Here is a 26,607-nt window from a genome sequence, read left to right on the forward strand (position 1 = left end):
TGAAAAGCAGGAAGCAGGGTGGTTTCATACAACCCTTAGAAAATATCGAGACATTGCGATATTTTGTAGGGGCATGGCAATCAAAAAGCCCCTACCGCCAATCAGAATCAACGTTACAGAATTTTCTTTTAATAAATGAAACCACGCTGCCCCTTGAAAAGCGGGTAGGGGGATGGCGTTATTTTATTTAATCCGGCGAAAGTCCCTTGGATGCCAGCCATTCCTGATTAAACAGCCGCGACTGATACCGTGAACCACCATCACAAAGCAACGTAACAATAGTATGTCCTTGCCCCATCTGTTTAGCCAGTGCTACGGCGGCGGCGACGTTAATCCCCGTAGAACCGCCCATAAACAGCCCATCTTTCCGCAGCAGTTGGTAAACCACTCGCACAGCCTCAGTGTCATCAATGCGGATGGCATCATCAACCGGGACACCTTCCATATTTGCCGTCACGCGACTGTTGCCAATACCTTCAGTGATGGAACTTCCTTCAGTTGTGATTTCACCCGTCTTGACATAACTGTAAAGTCCACTACCCATTGGGTCTGCCAAAATAGTTTTAATCGCCGGATTTTGGTCTTTCAGGAACATCGACACGCCCGCGAAAGTGCCGCCCGTACCCGTCGATGTCACCCAAGCATCGATTTTACCGTTCGTTTGTTCCCAAATTTCTGGCCCCGTGGTTTCGTAGTGGGCGCGGCGATTTGCCAGATTATCAAACTGATTTGCCCAGATAGCATTCTCCATTTGGGACGCAATTCTCCCTGAGAGTTTCACATAGTTGTTGGGGTCTTTGTATGGTACGGCGGGAACGGTGCGGACTTCTGCGCCGAGTGTTTTTAGGGCATCTATCTTTTCCTGAGATTGGGTGTCTGGGATGAAAATCAGGCATTTATAGCCTTTAGCGTTGCAAATATGGGCTAGTCCAATGCCTGTGTTTCCTGCGGTTCCCTCAACTACTGTACCGCCGGGTTTGAGTAAGCCTTTTTCTTCAGCGTCTTTGATGATGTATAGTGCAGCGCGGTCTTTGACGGAACCGCCGGGATTGAGAAAGTCTGCTTTTCCCAGGATTTCGCACCCGGTTTCTTCACTAAAGCTGTTTATCCGAATCAGCGGCGTATTGCCAACCGCATCAACAAATCCATTTTTGATATCCATTCTGAAATTACCTGAGTTATTCTCTATAAAAATTTTGGCTTATATTAGGTGTGAGGATGGACGCTTGATTAAAAAGCGCGATCGCTCGTTTACCATAACCAGATTAGGTAAGCGTTGCGGTACTATCTTGGCTTCTACCAAATTTTACTCATATTCAGGACAAATCCAGGTAATACGCGATCGCCACTAACTGTAGTCGGATTATCTAGACATTCCACTTCTTCGCCCGGACGATAAATATAAACTTGGCAGTTTTTCCGGTCAATCAGCCAGCCTAACTGGAATCCTGGCTCTTCCATATATTCCAACATCTTTTCTTGCAAAGGCTTAAGGTTATCAGAATGTGGCCTGAGTTCAACTACGAAATCTGGACAGATGGGAGCAAACCTTTGCTTTTGTTCGGCTGATAAAGTATTCCATCGTTCCAGTCTGATCCATGACGCATCAGGCGAACGTTCTGCCCCTGTTGATAGTTTAAATCCAGCACTTGGACTAAATGTTATACCTGTGCCATCTTGTTCTGACCAAACCCATAGCTGTCCAAATATATTACCTTCTCTGTTTCCTGTCTCTGCGCCTGTCGGAGGCATAATCACCAATTCTCCATATTTATTCCTTTCAATGCGTAAGCCACGATTAACTTGACAGAACTCAAAAAAATCGTCATCTGTCATTTGCATTGAGGGCGGAATTTTTACAACTAACGGGGATGAAAGCATGGTGTATGCGTCTATTTCCTAATCGAATTGATGATTTCAATGGTAGTGCGATCGCTTACTTTTCTCTACCCTTTAACAAAGTAGGGTGAGCAATGCCCACCCTACAAAATTTTACCTTTTTACTTTTGCCTTACTTGTCGGGTTGAGGAGTCATCCGCAGATACGGTTTGATTTCGGTGTAACCTTTGGGGAATTTCTCTTTTAACACTTCTGGATCTTTCAGAGATGGGACGATTACACAATCATCTCCCTCTGTCCAGTTAGCAGGAGTAGCGACGCTGTAATGGTCGGTCAGTTGCAGAGAATCAATCACCCGCAAAATTTCATCGAAATTGCGCCCGGTGCTGGGGGGGTAGGTGAAGGTGAGACGCAGCTTTTTCTGCGGATCGATGATGAACACAGAACGCACCGTTACTGTGTTAGCAGCGTTGGGGTGGATCATGTCGTAAAGGTCAGAAACCTTCTTATCCGGATCTGCCAGGATCGGGTAATTCAAACCAACATTCTGAGTTTCTTCGATATCACCAATCCAGCCTTTGTGAGATTCTACGTCATCCACGCTCAAAGCCAGTGCCTTGACGTTGCGCTTGTCAAATTCCGGCTTGAGGCGGGCGACTTCACCGAGTTCAGTGGTACAAACGGGGGTAAAATCGGCAGGGTGGGAGAATAGCACTACCCAGCTATCGCCAGCCCACTGGTAAAAGTTGATATTGCCTTCACTAGAATCTTGAGTGAAGTCAGGAACTTGGTCGCCTAATCTAAGAGCCATATCCGCTTAACTATCTTGAGGAACAATCTTTTATCTTGCCACAAAACTCCGGTTCTCCGATCGGATTTTAGCTCTTTATTAAGATTTGGTTAGAGTACAAGCCTGCTAATGGTTTGGGAGTCTCAAGTATCCCCATGCTGCCATAAGATGAGAGAATAGAAAACAAAAATTAAACTAAGAGAGGAGATAATATCCTCAAAGATGCTGTGTTAGGAGAATGGAAGACTATGAAACGATTGGTTCGTCTGGTGAGTGTGTTGGCTTTGTTGGTGAGCTGCCTGGGATGGCTGGGGCTGACCCAAAATGCCTATGCAGCCAATTTGACGGGCGTAACACTGCGCTCTTCATCAGTATTGGCAGCAGTTGAGGCTCCCCTAGAGAAGCTACGGAATCGCGCGGACGATAAACTAGCCACTGAATTCGGTAAAAAAATCGATTTGAACAACACCAACGTGCGGGCTTTTCGGCAATATCCCGGAATGTACCCGACATTGGCCAGAAAAGTTGTCGATAATGCTCCATACAAGAATGTGGAGGATGTCCTGAAAATTGCCGGGCTAAGCGAAAGCCAAAAAGAACGGCTGCAAGCTAACCTGGATAACTTCACGGTAACGGAAGTGGACGAAACCTTTGTCGAAGGTGGCGATCGCTATAACAACGGCTACTACTAAAAACCACGTTAGTAGGTAAGCCGTTTTAATAACCCACTCCTCTAGGGGAGTGGGTTATTTATCATTAGTGGAAGTAGCAAGGAAATTTTCGTTGAATCCAAAAAACTTCGATTCTTTACCGGAAATAAATATCCCCACCCAGTTTGATGTCCTAGTAGTAGGTGCTGGTGCAGCTGGACTCTATGCAGCGCTTTGCCTACCAGAATCTTATCAAGTGGGCTTAATTACCAAAGATAACCTGCCCCTTTCTGCCAGCGACTGGGCGCAAGGTGGTATTGCAGCAGCGATCGCTCCCTCTGACTCACCGATTTTGCACGTTGAGGATACGATGCTCGCTGGTGCTGGGTTGTGTGACTTGGAAGCGGTGAAGTTTCTCGTAGAGGAGGCACCTGATTGCATCGCCTCGCTGGTGGATATGGGTGTCGCCTTTGACCGCAAAGGAAGCCAACTAGCTATGACTTTGGAAGCGGCGCACTCTCGTCCTCGCGTACTTCATGCTGCTGATACAACTGGTAGGGCAATAATTGTTACTCTAACTGAGCAAGTCCTAAAGCGGAAGAATATTCAGGTTATATCCCAGGCATTTGCTTTGAGTCTGTGGCTGAATCCCGAAAGCAAGCGGTGTCAGGGAGTTAGCCTTGTGTATCAAGGTCAGGTAAGCTGGGTACGAGCGGGTGCTGTGGTGCTGGCGACAGGCGGCGGCGGACAAGTATTTGCTCAGACGACTAACCCATCTGTGAGTACGGGAGATGGGGTAGCGATCGCATGGCGGAGTGGTGCTATCCTCCGCGACTTAGAATTTGTCCAATTTCACCCCACCGCCTTAACCAAACCCGGTGCGCCTCGTTTTCTGATCAGCGAAGCAGTACGCGGCGAAGGCGCTCATTTGGTAGATTCGGTCGGGCGGCGATTTGCCTTTGATTATCACCCAGCTGGTGAACTCGCCCCTAGAGATGTTGTCAGCCGGGCTATTTTCAGCCACCTACAGAAAATTGCCGCCGATCCTTCTACTGGTCACGTTTTCTTAGATTTGCGCCCAATCCCAGAAGAAAAAATTCGCCACCGCTTCCCGAATATTATCCAGGTTTGTCAACGCTGGGGAATTGATGTTTTTCGAGAACCGATTCCCGTTGCGCCAGCTGCTCATTATTGGATGGGAGGCGTCGCCACTGATTTGATGAACCACACCTCAATTCCCGGTTTATATGCTGTCGGAGAAACAGCAAGTACCGGAGTTCATGGTGCTAATCGTCTCGCCAGTAACTCGCTGCTAGAATGTTTGGTGTTTGGCGCTCAACTGGCGAAGCTTGAAATAATCAAGAATGATTATTCAAAGATAAATGAAGAATTAATTCTTCCTTCGGTTAATATCCTAGATCCTTCAGATATAGAGAAAATTGCCACTTTGCGGCAAGAGTTACCACGATTAGTATGGCAAAGTGCCGGAATTTGTCGGTCACAGGAAGTTTTAGAGGATGCGATCGCGCAAATAGAAGTTTGGCAACAAGAATTTGCTGCCCTTTCTTTGAGTCAGTACCTGCTAAATTTAACCCCCGGTCAAACTGTCAGCTTCAATTTACCTGACGCCACCTCATCTGTGCGAACCTGGGGAGAAACCTATAACTTACTAGATGTGGCGTACCTCATCCTGAAAAGTGCTGCTTTTCGCACCGAAAGTCGAGGAGGACACTACCGAACTGACTTCTCTGAAGTCTTACCAAGCTGGCAAGTCCACACCTTAGTTCAAAAAAACCGTTTGTGGAAATCGTCTTTATTAAAAAACTAATCCCAACAAAACACAAAACAAATTTCTTTCTTTTAACTTTTGCCTTTTTCCAAGCAGACGCTGCGCGCTGTGGCTTTCTTTAGCGTCTTCCTCCACCTTGGGTCGTGCTGGGGCCACCATTATCACCTGGATCGTAGGGCTGTTCTGCCCCCGTTTCCACGGTAGACTTCAGCGAATTTTTAGCATCAGCGTCAATCGACAAGCTGTTTGACAGGCTATCGGTAGCCACAATGATATTTACTTTTGCGGCAGCTATCTGAGGGATAAACAATTGCAACCCTATTAGTAAAGTTGCTATTCCTGTGAGTTTGCGGCATTTACTCATAACACCCGTTATAGTTCCTAAACTTTTGGATGGAGCGCCACTTTTGGAAGTGTCAGTATTATCAGTATATATACCGATGACAGAATCCGGTGGCATTTTTAAGAAATATTTCATTTACATTCTTTTCATAAAAGATAGTTATTTTATAAAGATTCTGTAAAGTTAGAAATGGTTAAAGTCAACTCATCTAAAGGTATACAAGTTGTTCTATGGATTTGGCACTCTCAAGTTCTGAGAGGGAAATCTCAACCCAGATGCTGATGAAAGATGTCTAGCATTTCAGTATTTTCAACAATAGTAATAACCACTATTCCGGAGTAATAACCACTCTTCCGGAAATTTATAATAATCTAAATTTTTATCTTCTTCAGGAAAAAAACCTCCTTACCTTAGTGGAGACAATTACACATCTATCTTTAAGATGTATTTAAAAAACTTATAGTATTCTTACATATAGTTGATTGAATTAAGAGGATGCTCCCAAGGGTAGATTTTGCAAAATTCCGCGTTTTCGCGTTCCGTAAGAACACAGCACTCAATACTTCTCGGTTAGAAAAAATTTTAGTAGCGCGTCCAGGCTACTACTTGGTTTCACATAGTCGCTTATCCGAGAAGTATTGACACAGCACTTGCACGTATATAGGACTGGCAATGCTTACAGCGATTTAGTGTTGTCGCTTCCCTGTAAGCGCCAAACATGAGCGTTTCCCCCTATAAACCACCTCAAATTCCGCATGGCAGCAGGAACCGGAAAACTTAAGATAATACAAATTGATTCCGACCCTGTTCTTTAGCGCGGTACATAGCGGAATCAGCATTTTTAATTAACGTATTTAGCTCATTACTATCGAGGGGATAGACGCTAATACCTATACTGACCGTTACGAAGACGGTATCTCCATCCAGCACAAAAGAGCGAGAGAGAGTTTCTAGAATCTTTTCCGCTACTGTGGCAGCATCTTGCACTTTCTTAATAGCAGGAAGAATCACCGTAAACTCATCACCCCCCAAGCGAGAGACGGTATCGCTGCCGCGCAAGCAAGCCTTTAGCCGTTGAGCTACAATTTTTAGCAGCAAGTCGCCCTTATCATGTCCGAGCCTATCATTAACCTGCTTAAAGCCATCCAGGTCAAGAAATAGGAGCGCAACCAACTGGTTATTGCTATTAGCCCATTGCAGAGACTGATGCAAGCAGTCGTGGAAGTGTTGGCGGTTGGGTAGACCTGTTAACGGGTCGTGATAGGCAAGATGACGCAACTGCATTTCTTCCTGTTTTAGTTCAGCGTTATCACGGGTCAGTTCTGCTGCTGTTCGCTTCAGTTCTTCTTCCAACTGCTTGCGCTCAGTAATATCGCGAATCACACCGACTAAAAATATATTGCCAGCAGCATCTTTGTGAAGCGACCTTTTGGTGGCAATCAGATGAGTATTTCCCAAGGCATCGGTAAATTCCTCCTCATTTTCCTGCTCCTTACCAGTTTGGAAAACCCGTTCGTTGTTCTCCCAAAAAACATCAGCTTCGTGTTTAGAGAAAAAGTCATAAGGGCATTTCTCAATTAATATTTCCAGGGGATAACCGCTGAACTTACAATATGCTTGATTTAATATAATCCAGTGATGTTCTGTGTCTTTGACAAAAATTGGGTCAGGAATAGTATTAATCACTGTCTGCAAAAAGTCTTTAGAGCGTTTTAATTCTTCCTTGAGATAGGCTAGATGACCTGTGATGACAAGGGCAGATCCATTTAACGCCAGCAAAGGAGGAATAATAGGTATCCACCAACCAATTAAAAAGGCGAGGTAACAGATACCAATCAGACCCGTACCCGCCAAAAACATACTGATAACCGACTTTTTGGGAAAAGGCAATCGCCAACTAACACTGGCACCAATCCAGCACCAGCCGAAAATCCACAAAGCTTCTACTAGGTCAGACCAGGTATTGATTAAGGGGCGTCCATCAAGGGCGGCGGAGAGGATTTGACTTAAGAAATCGGCGTGCAACTCAACGCCAGAAATGGGCTGTGCGGCCTTGACGAGATTATTGCTGTAAGGGGTGTAGAAGAAATCCTGAAGGCTGGAGGCGGTTGAACCAATCAAAACAACGCGATCGCGCAACAAGCCGGGTTCTACGCGGTTGAAGAGAATGTCTGACATGGAGACAATCCGAAAGCTAGAGGGCCGGCGAAAGTTTGCCAAAATCTGATATCCTTTGGCATCAGCCTGCACATAAGCACCGTCAGTGGACTCAAAGCGGCGAAACACAGCCTGACCCATCTGCAAATACCTGGGATTAACCCGCGATCCTTTGGGGGTAATGCCTTCCGCCTTGAGATAGATTAAAGCCAGTTGGAGCGCAAAACTTGTATGCCGTTTGCCATCCACGTGCCAATACAGAAGACTGCGGCGTACCTTGCCATCAGGGTCAACGACAACATTATTAAAACCAAATTGGTTGTTCACCTTCAGCGGCGGTGGAGGTGGGACACCTAAGCTTTTTTCATCTGGAAGTAGTTCTATCCCTATCAAGTTGGGGATGGTTTCACAAGCTTTGATAAATTCTCTATAACCCGGTTTGACTGGCATATCGCGATAAATGTCCAGTCCAATAGCGCGAGGTTTGAAGGCATTTATTTTCTGCAACAAAGTCGCCATGACAGCATCAGGGATGGGCCATTGTCCCACCTGCTGCAAGTCTTTTTCATTAATTTCGACAATAACTACTCGCTCGTTGGGAGATTCTGGGGGACGCAGACGAAATACTTGGTCTAACGCAGACAATTCCCAGGACTGCAAAAATCCAGCAAAACGCAGAATGATGACGCAGCTTGCTACAGTCGAGGAGGTAAGTAGGACTCTGCGCTCTTGATGGAACCATTGCCTGAGTCTTGCCCATAAAGTTTGTTTCACTATCTGGGTTGGCTGCACGATTTTGCCAAAAGTTCAATTTTCTTATATAGACTATGGTGCTATAGCTTCATGGAATAGTGGCAGGAATATCCGTATGAGCGATCGCTGCAAAACTTGCGCCTCCAATAGCAGCCCTCCCTTGCCAGAGCTAGAAGCCTTTCTGGCTCTGGCATAGCGGGCGGTTTACCAGGCTTCTAGACACAAACTTTTTTAAGGAGCGGGCCAAGAATAATTGAAATTACGGGGGCCTTGATAGCCGGATAGATCGGCTAGTTTCTCCAAAGATTGGACACCAGCGACAGGTTGACCCTTAATTTGCCAGGTTGGGTAGCTTTTAATCCCAGCACTGACGCAGGCATCTGGCTGTGCATTTTTTCCATCAGCAGCACACTCAACTAGGCCGAGTTCATTGAAACCCTCTTTACCAAACAGCTGCTTTTGCTGGTAGCAATGGGGACACCAGTAAGCGCTATACATCTTGGCTCCAATTTGGTTGAGATGACGCGCCAGAGCAATTTCAGCAGGGCCGGATTTGGTGGTAACTTCCCAGCCAATCCCAGGCTGGGGCGAACCCACTGGATTAAGGATTGCACTGGGATCTTGATTGGGAGCTATCGGGTTCGTCGCCAGCGATGACTTTGTGCTGGCATAGACACCCAGAGTGCCAATTAGCGCCACCATGCCAACCACAATACCAGTAAAGAAGAGTTGCCCGATATCTTCCCAGGCACGACCTATCAGCGTCAGCACCAACAGGCTAAAGGAGAACAAGGCAGAGGCAAGGCAATACAGACAAACGGCTTTAATTTCAAATGCCAGCAAATACAGCAGATAGCCGCTGAAAATGGTCATGGCAGTGCCACCAGCAAACAGCAGCAGCCAAGTCCAGTTATCTAGTTTCGAGTGCAGGTCTTTCTTTTCGGCTGGGTTGACTGCCATTGGCGCTAGGGCGAAAGCCGCCATACCGATATAAGCCAGCAAACCAAACAAAGTTAGAGGTACACCAAAGACGGTTGCGTAGGGACTGGAGAGGACTTGTTCGCAGCCGGTGGTGGGACAAGCGGCTGCACCTCCTGTTAACTTAACAACGGTAAGATAACCAGTTACTAAGGCACCTAAAAGAGCGATCGCAGCTATTAGAAGGCGCGACCAGCGATGAATCCAAGGAGTAGAACGTCGGCGACTCATATCAGTAATGCGGTATGAGGACTGTAAGCGCAAGCTGAGGTATTAAGACGTAAAAAGTTTTAGTTGTTGTTTTTCGGGTTAATACACAACTAAAAACTAACAATTGATTTCACAACTAACAACTACAAACTGACAGAGGAAACTGACTTTTGTTCCGATTTTGCTGGAACGCTGCGTCGGGTTGCTTCCACAAATTGGCTAACGCGAATCGGGTCAATCGGCTGCTCAATTCGCCCGTGGCGCTTGAGAGAACTGGAAACTATTACGCCGTCAGCTGCTTGCATCAGCGTCGAAATATTTTCCCAGCTGGCTCCACTGCCAATAAATACTGGCGTGCCGTTGGCTGCGGCGCTTGCCAGTTCCAAGTCTTCGAGAGTGGGCGGGCTGCCTGTCGCCCAACCGCTGAGGATAACACCATCTGCTAACCCTCGCTCGATTGTCTCTTGTACGGCTGTTGTTAGATTCGGGGAACCCAATGGGCGACCATGTTTTACCAAAACGTCTGCCAAAATTTTGACATTGCTGCCTAGTTCTCGACGGTAGCGCAGCAGTTGATGCGCCTCTCCCTCGATCAGTCCTTGGTCGGTTGCCATCACGCCTGTGAGGACATTGACCCGGATAAAGTGGGCTTGGACGCAGGATGCGATCGCGATCGCGCTATGAGCATCATTGCGTAACACATTGATCCCCACTGGTAGTGTTACCAAATTCATCAGCCGCTGCACAATCAGGGTCATTGCACTGACAACAGCTGGATCTACCTGGTTTTTCGTAAAAGGGGCATCAAAAAAATTTTCTACAATAATGCCGTTTACGCCGCCAGCACTAAGCGCTGTCGCTTCTTGCTCAGCCCGATCGATAACCGCTTTCAGGCTTCCCCCCCAGCGGGGAGATGTCGGCAGCGGCAGAAGATGAACCACGCCAATAATTGGGTTCGGTGTCTTGAAGATTTGATTTAAGTCCACTTGTCTACCTGAAAACACCGACGAATTTTTGCCACACCTGTAGGCTAACCTCCAGCGTCTGCAAAAATAGTAGTGAAATGAATCGCACCTCGGATGATGCCTCTATAGAATTTTATCTGTTTAAGCGGGTCTACCCCTTGATCATTTTTGATCGCCAGTGGCTAGTAGACTTTTGGAGCATCGATTGAAAGTAAGGCTCTTGGGGGCATTCTTTTAAAATCTCTACCCTTGTCCACAAGGCAGGGTTTCAACTAGAATCGGCTCTAGGACAAGCTATTGCATCCCAGTTGACCCCTTGGGGAAAGCAAATCAAGCTACTTTCTCACCAAGGCTAATTGCATTTCCACGATCTGCGTTTTTCCTCCCAGTCTGGCACACTTGGCTAGGTAGTACACCGCTGTGCGTTAAATTAAGTTACAATATTTTAGCCTCAGCGAACTAACAAATTTTTTCCTACAACTTTCTTACAAACGGCATGGGCAATAAGCCAACAATTGCGATATCCCACTTGGGCTGTGAAAAAAACCGAATAGATACCGAACATATGCTGGGCCTGCTGGTACAGGCAGGCTATCAGGTAGATAGCAACGAAGAATTAGCAGATTATGTTATAGTAAATACATGCAGTTTTATTGAAGCAGCAAGGGCAGAGTCAGTCCGCACCTTGGTAGAACTGGCGGAAGCGAATAAAAAAATTGTGATCGCAGGCTGCATGGCGCAGCATTTCCAAGAGCAACTGCTGGAGGAATTACCAGAAGCGGTTGCAGTCGTGGGCAGCGGCGATTATCAGAAAATCGTCGATGTGATTCAAAGAGTTGAAGACGGCGAGAGGGTCAAACAGGTTTCATCTGAGCCGACCTACATTGCCGATGAAACGACACCTCGCTACCGCACGACATCAGAAGGTGTCGCGTACCTGCGGGTAGCGGAAGGATGTGATTACCGCTGTGCGTTTTGCATAATTCCTCATCTCAGAGGAAATCAGCGATCGCGCTCGATTGAATCCATCGTTGCCGAAGCCCAACAGCTAGCTGCTGAAGGCGTACAGGAGTTAATTCTTATATCACAGATCACCACAAACTACGGTCTGGATATTTACAAAGAGCCAAAACTGGCTCAACTCCTGCGGGAACTAGGGAAAGTGGACATTCCTTGGATTCGGATGCACTATGCCTATCCCACTGGTCTAACGCCCCAGGTGATAGAAGCAATTCAGGAGACACCTAACGTATTGCCTTATCTAGATTTACCCTTACAGCACTCTCATCCGGACATCCTCCGCGCCATGAACCGACCTTGGCAAGGACAGGTGAATGACCAAATCATTGACCGGATTAAAACAGCGCTTCCCGATGCTGTGCTGCGGACAACGTTCATTGTCGGATTCCCAGGCGAAACAGATGAACATTTTGAACATCTGCTGGGGTTCGTCGGACGGCATGAGTTTGACCATGTAGGTGTATTTACTTTCTCACCAGAGGAAGGAACCCCAGCGTACAACTTGCCCTCTCAAGTCTCTCAAGAGGTGATGGAGGCACGTCGGGATGCTCTGATGGAAGTCCAACAGCCGATATCCTTGAAGAAAAATCAAGCCCAAGTGGGTAAGGTGGTGGATGTTTTGATCGAGCAAGAACATCCAGAAACAGGCGAACTAATTGGTCGATCGACCCGGTTTTCCCCGGAGGTGGATGGATTAGTGTACGTTGAAGGCGATGCTCCTCTGGGATCGATAGTATCTGTAGAAATTACAGACGCTGACATCTACGACTTATATGGTCATGTCGCTTTCGCTCAATCCTGAAGGCTCAAGGATCAAGAATAAAAGCTCTCATGCTAAAAAATGAAGGCTGAAGCATAAAGATAAAAGATAGTTTTATACTTCAAACTTCATACTGCTCTTACGCGCCGCTATCTCTATTATTCAGGCGCTTTGCTAACAATCGCTTTCACGGCGAAATTGCACACTGTACTAACTTAAGAACAAACAACTATGACCCTTTCGTTCACAAGCTTGGGACTCTCAGAAGCCCGCGTTCAGCAGCTGGAAAAACTAGGCTTCACTGAGCCCACGCAAATTCAAATACAAGCGATTCCGCAGATGCTGGCAGGCCGGGATGTGGTGGGACAATCACAAACCGGAACTGGTAAAACAGCTGCTTTTTCGCTGCCGATTTTGGAGCGGGTAGATATCAAAAATCCCGCAGTTCAAGCTTTAATTTTGACACCGACGCGAGAGCTGGCGCAGCAAGTCTCGCAAGCAATTCGCACCTTCACAAGCGAGCGCCGCTTGGGAGTGCTAACAGTATATGGTGGTCAATCGATTGACCGACAGATCCAGTCCCTGAGAAAGGGCGTGCAAGTTGTGGTGGGGACACCAGGACGGGTGATCGACTTGCTAAATCGAGGCGACCTCAAGCTGGATCAAGTCAACTTTTTGGTTTTGGATGAAGCCGATGAAATGCTGAGCATGGGCTTTATTGATGATGTAGAAACCATCCTCAAGCAAGTTCCATCGGAAAGGCAAACGGCATTTTTCTCTGCCACAATGCCTCCCACAATTCAGAAGCTGATCGCTAAATTCCTGCGATCGCCTATTATGCTCACAGTTGAGCAACCCAAAGCAGCTCCAGCGCGAATTAACCAAGTAGTTTACATGGTGCCGCGTGGCTGGTCAAAATCCAGAGCCTTGTTGCCCATCCTAGAACTAGAAGATCCCGAATCTGCTTTGATCTTCGTGCGGACGCGACGCACCGCAGCAGAACTCACCAACCAGCTACAAGCCGCTGGGCACAGTGTAGACGAGTACCACGGCGACCTGAACCAACAAGCACGGGAGCGTCTGTTAATGCGGTTCCGGCAACATCAGGTGCGCTGGGTGGTGGCAACAGATATTGCCGCACGCGGTTTAGACGTTGACCACCTGAGCCACGTAATTAACTACGATCTACCCGATAGCGTGGAAAGCTACATCCACCGGATCGGCCGTACTGGTCGCGCTGGTAATGGCGGAACAGCTATTTCTTTGATTCAGCCAATGGATCGGCGCAAGCTGGTGCTAATTGAGCGGAAAGTCCGCCAAACCCTGAAAATTGTCCCGATTCCCACACGGGCGGAGATTGAAGGGCGGCGTTTGGAAAAACTGCAAGCTCAGGTACGGGAAGTATTGAGCGGCGAACGCATGGCTTCCTTCTTGCCAGTGGTAGCGCAGCTAAGTGAAGAATACGACGCTCATGCGATCGCAGCAGCAGCACTGCAAATTGTTTACGATCAGACTCGTCCTTCTTGGCTGTCAAATGAGGCAGAAATGCCACTGGACGACCGTCAAGGTTCCAAGCCAAAGCTGGTCAAGCGCCCCAAACCAGAAGTAAAAAGTCAGGATACAGAGGTCAGAAGCCCGAAGCCAGAAGGAATTCGGAATTAAGTAGGGATTAGGGATTGGGGACTAGCAATAATTGTCCCCTCAACCCCTCTCTGACCAAACCGATTTTGGATTTTGCGGAGGTTCCAGAATCTCCGCCTCCGATGATTTTGGATCGGAAAGAACATCGGTAGAAACCTTTAACTAGGTCACAAATCGTAAATGTAAAATCTAAAATCTCCAAGCCCATAGCTTTAGCTATAGGATCAATCCAAAATCAAAAATCAAAAATCGATTGATTGCTGTGGTAACTGTATCTGCGACTAATTTCCCTGCCGTTAACGGCACCCCTGAACGCCCCAGTTGGCCTGGACTAATTGAGGCGTATCGGCAATATCTGCCTGTGACACAAACAACGCCAGTGGTGACGCTGCTGGAAGGCAATACTCCGCTGATTCCCGTTCCCGCGATCGCGCAAATTATCGGGAAACAGGTACGAGTTTTTGTAAAATACGATGGTCTCAACCCCACTGGTAGCTTTAAAGACCGGGGGATGACAATGGCGATTTCCAAGGCGAAGGAAGCCGGGGCAAAAGCTGTAATTTGTGCCAGTACTGGTAATACTTCAGCAGCAGCAGCAGCCTACGCCCGTCGCGGCGGTATGAGGGCATTTGTACTCATTCCGGATGGGTATGTAGCCTTGGGCAAATTAGCCCAGGCTTTGCTGTATGGAGCGGAAGTTCTGGCGATTAAGGGAAATTTTGACCAAGCGCTGGAAATTGTTCGCGAAATGGCACAGAGTTATCCAGTCACTCTGGTAAACTCGGTGAACCCGTACCGTTTGGAAGGACAGAAAACGGCGGCTTTTGAAATTGTAGAAGTTTTGGGAAATGCCCCTGATTGGCTCTGCATTCCCGTAGGTAATGCAGGGAATATAACTGCATATTGGATGGGTTTTTGTCAATACCATCAAGACGGGAAATGCGATCGCTTGCCTCGAATGATGGGATTTCAAGCATCTGGCGCGTCTCCTCTAGTTACGGGGAAGGTAGTGACGAATCCAGAAACCTTGGCAACAGCAATTAGGATCGGCAACCCGGCCAACTGGGAGAAAGCGATCGCGACTCAACAAGCAAGCCTTGGGCAATTCGCAGCAGTGACAGACGAAGAAATTTTGGATGCTTATCGTATGTTGGCATCACAAGAAGGTATTTTCTGCGAACCCGCCAGCGCTGCTTCCGTCGCCGGACTTCTAAAGGTGAAAGACCAAGTTCCTCCGGGCGCTACCGTAGTGTGCGTCCTCACAGGCAACGGCCTTAAAGACCCAGATACGGCGATTAAACACTGCCAAAATTCATTTAAGCAGGGAATCGAGCCAGAAGTAGCAGCAGTGGCTCAGGCAATGGGATTTTAAACAATGTCAGTTGGTATAGCCTGTCCTACCAATGACAGGCTATACACCTGTTAGTTGTCAGTTGTTGGTGGTTGTTTACTTTTCCACTGACCATTGACTCCTGACGCTGGACTTTCTTGGCGAGTCATGCGTTCGCGGCTAAGCCTATCTAAGGTATCCCCGATAGCCGTAGTGAGAGTTTTACGAGTTTGAGCATGACTTGCCTGTTCAGATTTTAAGTCGATTGCAAGGCGATCGCGCTCAACCATCGCCTCCATCAGTTTCGTTTTCAATTCCTCAAAGTTTTGCAGTTGTTCCACTTCCTCTACAATCGCCGCCACAGCACCAGGATCGTCCGCCTTAGGTTGCGGCAAACTTTGGATTTGCTGTAGTTGGCTTGTGAGCTTTTTAATCTGTTGCTGAGCAAGACGTGCCTCAGTTCGGCGTTGCTGCGCTTCTGTCGCGTACAGCTGCCGCCAGGAAGCAGCACTTTCTAGCGCCGCATCGCGATCGCGCTCTAACTCTACTATTTGCTGTTTTAGCGCCTTAATTTCACTCAACCACTGCGATACCTCGTGGCTCATTAAAAACAGCTCCTCATCCGTTGCAACGATCGATTCTGCAAAATTTGTCCAATCCTAATAAAACATTATGGATAATTTCACCCGATCCCTGTAACCTTGGCGATTGATTTGGCACATTATAGGAAACGTTGTAGCCAAAACCAAAATAATGCGATCGCTGCGCTTTTTCCGTTTCTTTCGACATCTGGGCTGGGCAACCATAAAGAAAACCTTCCAGCGGGTAGCCCAAAGGCGGTTAACGGGTCACTCAGCAGAAATGGCATACAACGCCATGTTAGCTCTGTTTCCTGCTATCTTGGCTATCCTAACCGCCATCGGGCTGTTTGAATTTTCAACATCCACCTTTGACCAACTGGCTAGTCAATTAAGTGAGGTTGCCCCTAAAGAAGTTCTTTTTCTAATTGAAGGTTTTGTCCAAGAAATTAGCCACTCTAGAAATCAAGGGCTGTTTTCCATCAGCTTCTTTGCCGCAATTTGGGCTTCCTCTGGGGCCTTAAGTGCCGCTATGAACGCCCTGGATCAAATTCATCAAATTCCCCCTGAGCAAACTCGACCCTTTTGGAAAGCCAAGTTAATTTCTCTGGGACTAACAATTGGCACAATTCTACTATTAATTACAGCTTCCTTTCTCGTATTTATCAGCGACTTAATTGTGCGAATCATCGCCTATCAAAGTGGCTTTTTAGGGACAGGATTGCTTGCCATTTGGCGGCTTTTTAGCTGGCCTATGGCGCTTATAATCGTCGCCTCAGCTTTTGCTTTTATTTATCGTTATGGCCCCAGCCGTTGGATTAAAGGAACGCCAATTATGCCGGGCGCAATAGTGGCGGCAGTATCTTGGGCTATCATATCAGCTTTGTTCCGGCTTTATGTGTCCAATTTTGGCAATTACAACAAAGCTTACGGTGCAGTGGGTGCTGTTATTGTTTTAATGCTATGGCTTTATATGAGTTCTTTGGTACTTTTAATCGGCGACCAACTCAATGTCACAGTCGGGGAATCAATGAGGCAATCAAGAAAGGCAAAATTGGCATCTTTAGAGGCATCACCACCAGAATCGGAAGCAGGATAAATTGAAATTTATCCTGCTTTTTTTGGATGCGATCGCTCTCCCACCCAAACCTAAAATAGATATAATTCCCTTCAAAAGCCGCAGTTCTATGACTCTTGCCAACTCCCCCGAACTAGACATTACCCATCTTCCAGATCACACCGAGTTACCCGACTCGGACGGTACTTTCGTGAAAAACTTCCAAGAACATCCTCAAAGCATCCTACTAACTGACTCTATTAGACCTATATTGCAGCAACTTCATTCCGATAATCAATACGCTATCGGTCAAGATTGTGGCATATATTGGCGCATCACCGAACCTCCAGAAAGAGGCGCAGAAGCACCAGATTGGTTTTACGTTCCTAATGTACCGCCGATGCTGAACGATAAGTTTCGTCGTTCTTACGTCTTATGGCAGGAATATATTGCACCATTAATAGTGCTGGAATTTGTCTCTGGGGATGGTTCCGAAGAACGAGACAATACACCCATTACTGGCAAATTTTGGGTATACGAACAGGCGATTCGCGTCCCTTTCTATGGCATTTATGAGGTAAAAAAAGCCTCCGTGGAAGTGTATCATCTGGTAGAAGGTCGCTATGAACTCATGAAAGCAAATGAGCGCGATCGCTATCCAATTTCTGCGATGGGCGTTGAGTTAGGCATCTGGCAAGGACAATATGGAAATATGGAAGCGCCTTGGTTACGTTGGTGGGATGCACAAGGAAATCTCTTGCTGAGTAGCGATGAGCAACTTGAACAAGAACGCCTTCGGACTGAACAAGAACGCCTTCGCGCTGAAAGATTAGCAGAACGTTTACGCCAGATGGGAATTAATCCTGATGAAGTGTGATTGCTACCGAAGGCGACGCGATCGCATTTCCCCAAATTCCTAACTTGTGCATAAGTGAGCGCGATCACACTGCATACTCCAAATCTGACTTAAACGCGATCGCGTTTGAGTTACCGCAGGTAGTAAGCCAGTGGATACAGGACGAAAAAAGTTGTATGTAGACTCATCTAAACCTGCGTAGGTAGGCTTCGTTTGTGTAGCTGCGACTTCAGCCGTCAGGGCGATTAGCTCTCTCAGGCGAAATCTAAAATTCTTATACAAGACTCTTGGCAAAAATCGAAAACGGGGTTAAGCTGATTCCATGAACCTTAGATAAGGTTTTTGGGAGGTAGCCAATGTCAAAGATTGTTTATGATGTCATCCAACGATTTGAGGTAGAAAACGGCGTCCCCCGCCTGGTTTCAACAAATATCCAGGTGATTCAAGGTGGAGAAGATTTGATGTCCTTAGCCACCAATCTGCTAAATCAACTTGGTTTCAACGAAAAGTTTAAAGTAAGTCAAGCCTCTCAATACCTAGGGTATAGACTCAAAAATCCAGCAAAAGGAGCTAAACGTTATCAACTTGTTTTAGCCCAACGCAAAGAGGGTTTATGTATATCTATTCCTAAAGATGTTTTAGAGGGACATATTCTAGAAGTAGGTTATTGGGTAGACATTACAGACGATGCAGGTGTTACTCTTTCACCAGTAGGAAGAATCTGGGTTCTACCTAGTAAGAAAGATATCTTCTTGAACTCACTTCCTGTTGAATACTGGGATGTAATGCAAGTTCAAGAAAAGACAATAGGCACGGTTAGTCTTAATAGATGTGAAATGGTTGACGAGGGTCTTTATGGTTTTTGCACTGTCATTCCCGACAGCGAAATTATTCCTAGGGATGAAGTTCGGATTGAAGCCGTGAGTGACAATAGCAGTTACCTGATGCTCAGTGAAGATAAACTTTTTCCCTATACTTGGCAGGCATCTATAACGTCCAGTGAAGTCCTTATAGAGTTTATTGGTTATTTTGCGAAAATCTTAATGGAGCAACCGTAATGTCTGTAAAATCAAAAAGGCTTATTAATCCTTATGAAGAAAGAATGCTGGAGTTTTTGCAAACCTGTATAGAAGTAAATTATAAAATCCATACACAGGTAAGCTTATGCCAATTCTGCGAACTCGATAGTAGTCTAGATTGGCAATTAAGAAAATTTTTCTTTAGCTCCAGCGTTGATGCTTTAATAACAGACTATGATTTCAAACCTTGTTTGGTTGTAGAGTTTCAATCCCAATATCACGACTCTCCTGAAGCAAAAGAGCGTGATAGAAAGAAGGCGGCTTTACTAGCTATTGCAGGCGTTCCCTTACTTTATTCACGGGTAAAAAATTTTGGATTATTGCATCTTTATTCTAAAGATGAAGAAATAGTTTTCAATTTATTCACAGGAGAAAGACGCGAGAATGCCAAAGCCCTAATTAGAAAGTATTGCGAACAATCTGCTTGCTGTGATGTTCTTGCAGCTTGGTAATTACTAGGCTACTCTCTGCGTATTCCAAACCTCACCAAAAGCGATCGCTTAAACTTGTAGTCTAGTTCTTATTTTCTAACTATTTATACGCTTTACTGCTTGCATCTTTAGCGGCTTTATCTAATTTTTGTTTTTATTAGTATATTAACTTTAGATACAGGTTGCTAGGCTGTTAACCTAAGTACAGATAACTAATAATTTTTTATAAATAATTCCTTTCCTTTAGCTGCAAAATCTTTTTGGTAATTATTCATTCCATACTGTAACTCCCACTCGGTTATCTTAGCAAAGCTGAATAGATCCCTAATTTTTGGTGAGTCATCGTATGTAATTAACCACCTGTAGTTGCATTTTTGCAAATTAGCTGCAAATCGTTCGTGATCGAATGAAGTATGTAAGTCTCCTTTCACTCCATATAGCTTCGATTTTGTCGCTTTCCAGTATGGGGGATCGAAAAATAAAAAAACATTTCCTCCATCTTCAAACAACAATTTTTCATAATCCCCATGCGTGACCTTAACTTCTGATAAATGGGGAGAAATTTGTCTCAGCCTTTCAATAGAAGATTCAGTAAACCGCTGTTCAAAAGCTTTTTGAGAATAGCCCCCTGAGTCAACTACTCCAGAAAAAGTGATACGATTCATGATGAAAAAGCGAACCGCTCTATCAAATTCACTGTAGACATTGGTTTGATCTGTAAAATAAGCGTATAAATCTCTACCATTCGCATACTTTTGGCGAAACTGCATAATTGCATCTACTAATTCTTCAATTTTGTCTTTAGCATTTTTCCAAAAGCAGTATAAGTCATAATTTAAATCATTTATCCAGTACCGTATCGGAAAAGGGTGATGTGTTTGCTTAAAGCCTAAAAAAACCGAACCACCCCCGACAAATGGTTCTCTAAATTCCTCAATATCTAGAGGAATATGATATATTATTTTTTCAAAAACCCTGGATTTTCCTCCAGGGTATCTTAGCGGACTTTTTTTCATATTACTGGTTCTCAGATATCGAAATATAGCAATATTATTCGAGTTGTTATAGCGGTTCTCGCTTATGTGAGGTATATTCTCAAAACTCAAAAGCTTGATAATACTGCATTTTGCCGTACCTCACTCGCATAAGAACCGCTATATCTAGTCCTTCAGATACCCGACTTCTCAGAGAAGTCGGGTATCTCGTATTCACGAATTATTTAGAAGTGCCAGAGATAAGTATAATTGATATACACTTCCATCTTTAATTTTTTAATCATTTATACTTGTTTTTATTTAAAAATAATCTATTTGTATTATACTTATGAGCTTCTTTGGACAATTTTGGACAATTATTAACCGCACGTAACTATATGTCAAATAAATTTTGTTTAAAGTAACTTTTCATGTAAAAATCATAATTAAAACCTTTCAATCCCTCTGTCTTCGTAATTACAGAAACGCATTTTCACAAAGCAATATTGTTGTTAGGACAACCCAGTGCGGTCAGTCCAGATATTAATTTCTATTATCACACCAGTCAAAGTTTCTCAGCTATTCCCGTCAAGCTAAGACATCTGCCACCTCACAGAGTGATACAAAACATCAAGTTTTTGCAACCAAACAGTCTTCACCAGACCTAAGTGGTACAATCAACAACCATAGCTAGGGGTGCCTGAAATAACCAGGCTGAGATAGTCCCTTAGAACCTGAGACTGGGTAATACCAGCGGAGGGAAGCTGTTAATAGAGGAAATCAATATGCGGACAGAATGGGTCGCCAAGCGTCACGGGCAGAGCAATGTCACTCAAATGCACTATGCTCGTCAGAGTGTCATTACTGAAGAAATGCAGTATGTGGCACAGCAGGAAAATCTCCCAGTTGAGCTAATTCGGGACGAAGTGGCGCGGGGACGAATGATTATCCCAGCCAACATCAACCACACCAACCTAGAACCGATGGCTATTGGTATCGCCTCTAAGTGTAAGGTGAATGCCAATATCGGAGCCTCCCCCAACTCTTCCAATCTGGATGAAGAAGTCGATAAGCTGAAGCTGGCGGTGAAATATGGTGCCGATACCGTAATGGACTTGTCCACAGGCGGCGGTAACTTGGATCAAATTCGCACGGCAATTATCAACGCCTCACCTGTGCCAATTGGAACTGTTCCTGTGTACCAAGCTTTAGAAAGCGTCCACGGCACAATTGAAAAGCTTACCCCCGATGACTTTCTCCATGTCATCGAGAAACACGCCCAGCAGGGTGTCGATTATCAAACCATCCACGCCGGAATTTTAATTGAGCATTTGCCTTTAGTGCGCGATCGCATCACGGGAATTGTCTCACGCGGTGGCGGCATTCTGGCACGGTGGATGCTGCACCACCACAAGCAAAACCCGCTTTATACCCACTTCCAAGACATTATCGAAATCTTCAAAAAATACGATGTGTCTTTCAGCCTAGGAGATTCCCTCCGTCCCGGTTGTCAGCATGATGCCTCAGATGCCGCGCAGTTGGCTGAACTCAAGACACTGGGACAATTGACTCGCAAAGCTTGGGAACACAACGTGCAGGTGATGGTAGAAGGGCCTGGACACGTCCCGATGGATCAAATCGAGTTTAATGTCAAAAAGCAGATGGAAGAGTGTTCAGAAGCTCCCTTCTATGTGCTGGGGCCATTGGTGACGGACATTGCACCCGGTTACGACCACATTACCTCTGCTATTGGTGCGGCGATGGCTGGCTGGTACGGTACGGCAATGCTGTGCTACGTCACACCCAAAGAACACTTAGGACTGCCGAATGCCGAAGACGTGCGTAACGGACTGATTGCCTACAAAATTGCGGCTCACGCTGCCGATATTGCACGGCATCGTCCGGGGGCGCGAGACAGAGATGACCAACTCTCCCAGGCTCGTTATAACTTCGACTGGAACCGCCAGTTTGAATTATCCCTCGACCCAGAACGCGCGAAAGAATATCACGACGAAACTTTGCCAGCAGATATTTACAAAACTGCTGAATTCTGCTCGATGTGTGGCCCCAAATTCTGCCCGATGCAGACTAAGGTTGATGCCGATGCTTTGACAGAACTGGAGAAGTTTTTGGCAAAAGAACCCGTGACGCAAAGCTAGTTATTTAAAACGCAAAGGTACGCAGAGCGATAATTACTTTGCGTACCTTTGCGTTTTTAAAACGCTATTTGATTTGAGAATATTGCTGTTGAAGATCCTCAATTGTAAACACAGCCTGAAACTTCAGCCCTTCAGACTGGTATAACTCGGCACCGCCTTGTTGTCTATCTACTAGAGAAATTACTTCGTCTACACTGTAACCCGCATCTCGCAGACGCTCAACTGCCTTTAGGGCAGATTGTCCAGTCGTAACCACATCTTCTAAAACTACGACTTTCGCACCAGTGGGAAGATCCGGCCCTTCAATGTATGCTTTTGTACCGTGTCCCTTCGCCTCTTTGCGGATAATCAGAGCTGGCAAACCTCGCTTCTCATAAGCGGAAATTACGCTTACTGCCGTCACAATGGGATCGGCTCCCAATGTCAAGCCCGCAACTGCCTGAGTATCCATTGGCAGCAGCGATAATAAAATACGACCAATTGCCAAGGCTCCTTCTGGGTGCAGTGTCACCTGCTTGCCGTTAATGTAGTAAGAACTGCGCTGTCCGGAAGATAGAACAAAGTCCCCCTCTTTATAAGCTAGACGGCAAAATAAATCCAGCAGATACTGGCGCAGCGTTGTTAAATCGGCAGTGGCAGGTAAAAAAGTTAAATCGGTCTGAGGGAGGATTTCGTTGCTCATCACTTGGACACAGAAGTAGTGGAACTATGAAAATTTGACCATCAATTATCTTAAACTTAAAGACTAGGTATGATTGAGTAAAAGTGGTGGAGGAATGATATGGGAATGCGCTTTACTAATTTAATCGGTGTGTTGGTTCTCGCTGCCGCTTCGAGTGTAATTGCCGAGAGCGCGATCGCACAAAGAACCACTATCAGCCCAGTAGGAGTACCTGTTAGCCCTTTCACCCTTGGCATTCCAGATGTTGTGGAGCGAGCCTTTTTTGAAGACTCTCAAACTTTTTTTGAAAATAATAGCACCCGCAGGCAATTCAACCTCATATTTGGAGTTGGGGGCATAGATCGAGCATCTTATCCTGATCTAGAAATCGCTCGCGATGCTCAGAGAATTAGCATTCTCTACCGAGAACTGCTTGAACAACAGGTTTCTAGCGATCCAATAATTCGCACTCCAGATTTACCTAATCCCTTCAATACTTCGATTTTGCAAAGCCCCACTGTCAACGTCAATGTTAGTGGCACTAGGGTAACAGGTAGTGAATTTGTGTTTGAAAGACAGCCTTTTCGTTAAAAACGGTAAAGGTATAAAAATAGTCCCGAGTATTTTAGAGACTCAGGACTATTTTTATTAAATACACCCAAAGCGAATTTATCGCTGAGAAATAAAGAGCTTTGTGATGTGATTTGTCTAACCAATAAAATCAGTAAATATTGCCGAGTTAGAGAAGATGCTAGAAAGCTGGAGCAACAAATAACTGTCTGTGGGTTGGCATATATAATAAGCAGGGTAAAACCTCTGGGCAGCTTTGTATTGACCGCCTTAGTTTCTTAAGTAAACCAATAGAATAATATAGCCCTGTTGTTTCCTAACTGCCATTGGAAGCTAGACAAGGGTATATAAATTTGTAATCGGCAGTGCAGGAGTTGAACCTGCCTAACACGAATTATGAGTTCGTTGCCTAAACCGCTCGGCCAACTGCCGTAAAGTAAACGTGTAAGTGTCGAGTATTACTCTGTTGCCTCCGGAATCAGTCAAAGATACATACTCGATGTTGTTTTAGGACAAGCCTAGTAAACTAGCTAATCTGCTGAGATTTACGCGGCTTCGAGTGCCATTGTATTACAGATACAGTGTTTGCGTCTACTCGTTCGCCAATAAAGACTATTATTCCTGATATAAAATTATAAGCGCTGTTTGCTAAAAATGAGATAAATTATCGGCGTGGCATTGACAGATTCGCTATCATAGGTTCCACTGCTGTCAGTTAGAAGCTATGTATAGCAGTAAGTCGCTGTTGTGGCAATTTTTATAGCTTGAACAACCAATGAAACTGAATGCAACTGTCGCCCTCACGTTAGTTTTGCTTGCCATGATGTTAGGCGCTGGCTTTGTGAGTGCGATCTGGGGGTTTACTGTGGGGCATGAAGCCCTAAAAGGAGTGACGCAGCCGGATGTGCGTCCTACCAATAAACTGGCTGGTAGCAAGCGGGCAACTCTGGGCAAGGAAGGAGTGGCAATGTTGCGAGAGGCAGATATCTTGAATAATGTCTACTCACAAGTTAATGGGAAAGGCAAAAACGCTAAGACTGAAAAAAAGGAAGAGGAAGTAAAGAGCGATCGCGAACCTACTACCGAGACTAAGACTCCTGAGGCCCAAACTAACCAGCCGGAGTTCCCGATTACAAGTCAGGACAAGGGCGTTAAGCTGGAGGTGCGCGGGGCGCGTCAACAGTCCGGTTCTTTGTTGCTGAATGTAAGCTTAAAGAATGAGTCTGGTTCTGCTGTGAGGTTTCTCTATAGTTTCTTGAACGTGACGGACGATCAGGGTCGTGCCTTGAGCGCTGTGACTGAAGGATTGCCAGGTGAGTTGCCTGCAAATGGGGAAAACTTTTCTGGGACAGTGAGTATTCCCTCGGCTTTACTGGAAGATGCCAAGCAGCTTTCTCTGACTCTGACAGATTATCCCGATCAAAAACTCCAGCTGAAAATGTCTGGGATTCCCGTGGTGCAGTAAGAAATTAAAAATTAAAAATTTCTTTTTAACTTTTAATTTGGGATTTTTAATTCTGCTTCACTTGCCCAATACCTAATACCCTCGTTACGGATGGTTACTCCCGTTTTGGTGATTTTGCAGGTAAATGTTTTTCCTCAACTCACCGGGCAAGACATTCTGCTGAGATTGTTATCGGTGCTACTGCTGATTGCAATCAATGGTTTTTTTGTCACAGCTGAGTTTTCGATGGTTTCGGTGCGGCGATCGCGTATTAACCAGTTAGTCGAAGCTGGGGATGTCCAAGCGCGAACCGTCCAAAATCTGCAACGCACTATAGAAAAGCTGTTATCTACTACTCAGCTAGGTATCACACTCTCTAGTTTGGCATTGGGCTGGATTGGCGAGAGTACAATGGCAGTTTTAGTGTCGGGCGCGATCGCGCATTTGCCACTGTCAGAGGAAGTAAACCGGGCGATCGCGCATTCTTGTTCTTTGCCAGTCGCCTTCTTCCTCATCGCCTATCTGCAAATTGTTTTAGGCGAGTTGTCTCCGAAATCCGTAGCACTGCTTTACTCGGAACAGCTGGCAAGATTTTTGGGACTGCCAATAAGAGCGATCGCGCGTTTCTTCAACCCGTTCATCTGGATTCTCAACCAATCAACTCGCTTGCTCTTGCGGCTGGTCGGCATTCAGTACACTGGTCAAGGCTGGTATACTCGCGTCACGCCAGAAGAATTGCAAATGATTATCACCACCGAGCGCGAGTCCACTGGTTTAGAAGCCGAGGCGCGAGAACTCCTCAACAACGTGTTTGAATTTGGGGAAGTCTTGGCAGAAGAAGTGATGGTTCCGCGTACCAGCATTGAAGCCATTCCCTATGATGCCACCTTCCAAACACTGCTGGATGAAATTGCCACCTCCGGTCACTCCCGCTATCCCGTAACTGGCGAATCCCTCGACGATATTCGGGGCATTATTTACTTCAAAGAGTTAGCAGAACCCTTAGCAAAAGGTCAACTGAAGCTCGATACACCGATTCAGCCTTGGATTCGTCCCGCCCGATTTGTGCAAGAAGGTCAGCCTTTGAGCGAACTATTACCAGTGATGCAGCGAAGTCACCTAGCAATGGTCATCGTTGTAGATGAATTTGGTGGTACCGCGGGATTAGTGACAATTGAAGATTTGATTGCTCAAATCATCGGCTCCGAGCCAAACTCAGAGAATACAGAAGAGTTAACTGTGCAAATTCTTGATGAGCAAACTTTTCTGGTGCAAGCACAGATGAACTTAGAAGAAGTCAACGAAGTTCTGGATCTCAACTTCCCCTTAATTGATGAATATCAAACTTTAGGCGGCTTCCTGCTCTATCAATATCAAAAAATTCCTCTCCAAGGCGAAACTCTGCATTATGACAACCTTGAGCTAACAGTAGTTTCTGCCGAGGGGCCACGCCTGCACCAAATTCGCATTCATCGGCAGGAGCCAGAGAAAGCAGAGGAAGATGGGGATCATGCTAGCAAACAGGTACAGGAGAAAGAAATTAGGGGAGTAGAGGAGCAAGAAATCTTCTAGA

24 protein-coding genes, 1 tRNA gene and 1 riboswitch are annotated in these 26,607 nt (G+C 45.8%); of the genes, 14 read left to right on the plus strand and 11 right to left on the minus strand.

The features are described from left to right. Positions 1-187 precede the first annotated feature (187 nt). The 3 genes from H6F66_RS19210 to H6F66_RS19220 form a co-directional block, all read right to left on the minus strand. On the minus strand, positions 188-1,162 hold the full coding sequence (locus tag H6F66_RS19210) for a cysteine synthase A (protein WP_190424263.1): 975 nt from the start codon (positions 1,160-1,162) through the stop codon (positions 188-190). 134 nt (positions 1,163-1,296) lie between these two features. Continuing rightward, complete coding sequence (locus tag H6F66_RS19215; RefSeq protein WP_190424265.1) at positions 1,297-1,881, minus strand: Uma2 family endonuclease; 585 nt, start codon at positions 1,879-1,881, stop codon at positions 1,297-1,299. A 130-nt stretch (positions 1,882-2,011) separates the two neighbouring features. Further along, on the minus strand, positions 2,012-2,650 hold the full coding sequence (locus tag H6F66_RS19220; RefSeq protein WP_190424267.1) for a peroxiredoxin: 639 nt from the start codon (positions 2,648-2,650) through the stop codon (positions 2,012-2,014). 227 nt (positions 2,651-2,877) lie between these two features. On the opposite strand from H6F66_RS19220, the gene psbU reads away from it, so the two are divergent. Then, the gene (psbU, locus tag H6F66_RS19225; RefSeq protein WP_190424269.1) at positions 2,878-3,321 is read left to right on the plus strand and encodes a photosystem II complex extrinsic protein PsbU; all 444 of its coding nucleotides are present in this window, start codon (positions 2,878-2,880) and stop codon (positions 3,319-3,321) included. Positions 3,322-3,412: 91 nt separating this feature from the next. Beyond that, the gene (gene nadB, locus H6F66_RS19230) at positions 3,413-5,107 is read left to right on the plus strand and encodes an L-aspartate oxidase (protein WP_190424271.1); all 1,695 of its coding nucleotides are present in this window, start codon (positions 3,413-3,415) and stop codon (positions 5,105-5,107) included. 79 nt (positions 5,108-5,186) lie between these two features. Here nadB and H6F66_RS19235 read toward each other — a convergent pair whose 3' ends face one another. The 4 genes from H6F66_RS19235 to btpA all read right to left on the minus strand — a co-directional run bounded on the left by H6F66_RS19235 (position 5,187) and on the right by btpA (position 10,495). Beyond that, positions 5,187-5,546: a hypothetical protein gene (locus H6F66_RS19235; RefSeq protein ID WP_190424273.1), complete on the minus strand. Its 360-nt coding sequence runs from the start codon at positions 5,544-5,546 to the stop codon at positions 5,187-5,189. Between the two features lie 642 nt (positions 5,547-6,188). After that, positions 6,189-8,360: a CHASE2 domain-containing protein gene (locus tag H6F66_RS29465; RefSeq protein ID WP_347269407.1), complete on the minus strand. Its 2,172-nt coding sequence runs from the start codon at positions 8,358-8,360 to the stop codon at positions 6,189-6,191. Positions 8,361-8,552: 192 nt separating this feature from the next. Beyond that, entirely contained in the window at positions 8,553-9,530 is a 978-nt protein-coding gene (locus tag H6F66_RS19245) for a vitamin K epoxide reductase family protein (protein ID WP_190424275.1), read from the minus strand. Positions 9,531-9,652: 122 nt separating this feature from the next. Further along, positions 9,653-10,495 (minus strand): photosystem I biogenesis protein BtpA, encoded by an 843-nt coding sequence (gene btpA, locus H6F66_RS19250; RefSeq protein ID WP_190424277.1) that lies wholly within the window; start codon positions 10,493-10,495, stop codon positions 9,653-9,655. A gap of 475 nt (positions 10,496-10,970) precedes the next feature. Here btpA and rimO point away from each other — a divergent pair, with 475 nt between their 5' ends. From rimO to thrC, 3 genes are all read left to right on the plus strand, one after another. Next, positions 10,971-12,296, plus strand: coding sequence for a 30S ribosomal protein S12 methylthiotransferase RimO (gene rimO / locus H6F66_RS19255; protein ID WP_190424279.1), 1,326 nt, complete (start codon positions 10,971-10,973; stop codon positions 12,294-12,296). Positions 12,297-12,485: 189 nt separating this feature from the next. Continuing rightward, a complete protein-coding gene (locus H6F66_RS19260) occupies positions 12,486-13,916 on the plus strand; it encodes a DEAD/DEAH box helicase (RefSeq protein WP_190424281.1) in 1,431 nt (476 codons plus the stop codon). Between the two features lie 241 nt (positions 13,917-14,157). Further along, entirely contained in the window at positions 14,158-15,267 is a 1,110-nt protein-coding gene (gene thrC, locus H6F66_RS19265; RefSeq protein ID WP_190424283.1) for a threonine synthase, read from the plus strand. 50 nt (positions 15,268-15,317) lie between these two features. Here the strand turns inward: thrC and H6F66_RS19270 are convergent, their stop codons facing one another. Further along, positions 15,318-15,830 (minus strand): hypothetical protein, encoded by a 513-nt coding sequence (locus tag H6F66_RS19270; RefSeq protein ID WP_190424285.1) that lies wholly within the window; start codon positions 15,828-15,830, stop codon positions 15,318-15,320. Between the two features lie 148 nt (positions 15,831-15,978). Here H6F66_RS19270 and H6F66_RS19275 point away from each other — a divergent pair, with 148 nt between their 5' ends. The 5 genes from H6F66_RS19275 (at position 15,979) to H6F66_RS19295 (ending at position 19,247) form a co-directional block, all read left to right on the plus strand. Continuing rightward, positions 15,979-16,902, plus strand: coding sequence for a YihY/virulence factor BrkB family protein (locus H6F66_RS19275; RefSeq protein ID WP_190424287.1), 924 nt, complete (start codon positions 15,979-15,981; stop codon positions 16,900-16,902). A gap of 88 nt (positions 16,903-16,990) precedes the next feature. Continuing rightward, positions 16,991-17,737, plus strand: a complete 747-nt coding sequence (locus tag H6F66_RS19280; RefSeq protein WP_190424494.1) for a Uma2 family endonuclease — start codon at positions 16,991-16,993, stop codon at positions 17,735-17,737. Next, the gene (locus H6F66_RS19285; protein WP_190424289.1) at positions 17,734-17,898 is read left to right on the plus strand and encodes a hypothetical protein; all 165 of its coding nucleotides are present in this window, start codon (positions 17,734-17,736) and stop codon (positions 17,896-17,898) included. Before H6F66_RS19280 ends, H6F66_RS19285 begins: the two co-directional genes overlap by 4 nt. Before the next feature lie 174 nt (positions 17,899-18,072). Then, positions 18,073-18,774 (plus strand): hypothetical protein, encoded by a 702-nt coding sequence (locus tag H6F66_RS19290; RefSeq protein ID WP_190424291.1) that lies wholly within the window; start codon positions 18,073-18,075, stop codon positions 18,772-18,774. Then, positions 18,774-19,247 (plus strand): DUF2726 domain-containing protein, encoded by a 474-nt coding sequence (locus H6F66_RS19295; protein ID WP_190424293.1) that lies wholly within the window; start codon positions 18,774-18,776, stop codon positions 19,245-19,247. The genes H6F66_RS19290 and H6F66_RS19295 overlap by 1 nt, the downstream gene beginning before the upstream one ends. A gap of 191 nt (positions 19,248-19,438) precedes the next feature. Here H6F66_RS19295 and H6F66_RS19300 read toward each other — a convergent pair whose 3' ends face one another. Next, positions 19,439-20,242 (minus strand): DNA adenine methylase, encoded by an 804-nt coding sequence (locus tag H6F66_RS19300; RefSeq protein ID WP_190424295.1) that lies wholly within the window; start codon positions 20,240-20,242, stop codon positions 19,439-19,441. Between the two features lie 640 nt (positions 20,243-20,882). Next, a riboswitch (TPP riboswitch) is annotated at positions 20,883-20,979 on the plus strand. Between the two features lie 6 nt (positions 20,980-20,985). Here H6F66_RS19300 and thiC point away from each other — a divergent pair. Then, positions 20,986-22,359 (plus strand): phosphomethylpyrimidine synthase, encoded by a 1,374-nt coding sequence (gene thiC, locus H6F66_RS19305; RefSeq protein ID WP_190424296.1) that lies wholly within the window; start codon positions 20,986-20,988, stop codon positions 22,357-22,359. 64 nt (positions 22,360-22,423) lie between these two features. On the opposite strand, the gene pyrE is transcribed toward thiC, so the two are convergent. Next, positions 22,424-23,041, minus strand: a complete 618-nt coding sequence (gene pyrE / locus H6F66_RS19310; protein WP_190424298.1) for an orotate phosphoribosyltransferase — start codon at positions 23,039-23,041, stop codon at positions 22,424-22,426. Between the two features lie 99 nt (positions 23,042-23,140). Between pyrE and H6F66_RS19315 the strand changes: the two genes are divergently transcribed. After that, positions 23,141-23,611: a hypothetical protein gene (locus tag H6F66_RS19315; protein ID WP_190424300.1), complete on the plus strand. Its 471-nt coding sequence runs from the start codon at positions 23,141-23,143 to the stop codon at positions 23,609-23,611. Between the two features lie 338 nt (positions 23,612-23,949). Here the strand turns inward: H6F66_RS19315 and H6F66_RS19320 are convergent. Next, positions 23,950-24,022, minus strand: a tRNA-Ile gene (locus H6F66_RS19320). A 343-nt stretch (positions 24,023-24,365) separates the two neighbouring features. Between H6F66_RS19320 and H6F66_RS19325 the strand changes: the two genes are divergently transcribed. Together H6F66_RS19325 and H6F66_RS19330 are read left to right on the plus strand one after the other, a co-directional pair. Next, on the plus strand, positions 24,366-25,055 hold the full coding sequence (locus H6F66_RS19325; RefSeq protein ID WP_190424302.1) for a hypothetical protein: 690 nt from the start codon (positions 24,366-24,368) through the stop codon (positions 25,053-25,055). 90 nt (positions 25,056-25,145) lie between these two features. Beyond that, positions 25,146-26,606 carry a hemolysin family protein gene (locus H6F66_RS19330; RefSeq protein WP_190424304.1) on the plus strand — a complete coding sequence of 487 codons (1,461 nt, stop codon included), beginning with the start codon at positions 25,146-25,148 and terminating at the stop codon, positions 26,604-26,606. Position 26,607: the final 1 nt, after the last annotated feature.

The sequence above is a fragment of the Trichocoleus sp. FACHB-6 genome (genome assembly GCF_014695815.1).
GTDB classification, from domain to species: domain Bacteria; phylum Cyanobacteriota; class Cyanobacteriia; order Cyanobacteriales; family FACHB-T130; genus Funiculus; species Funiculus sociatus.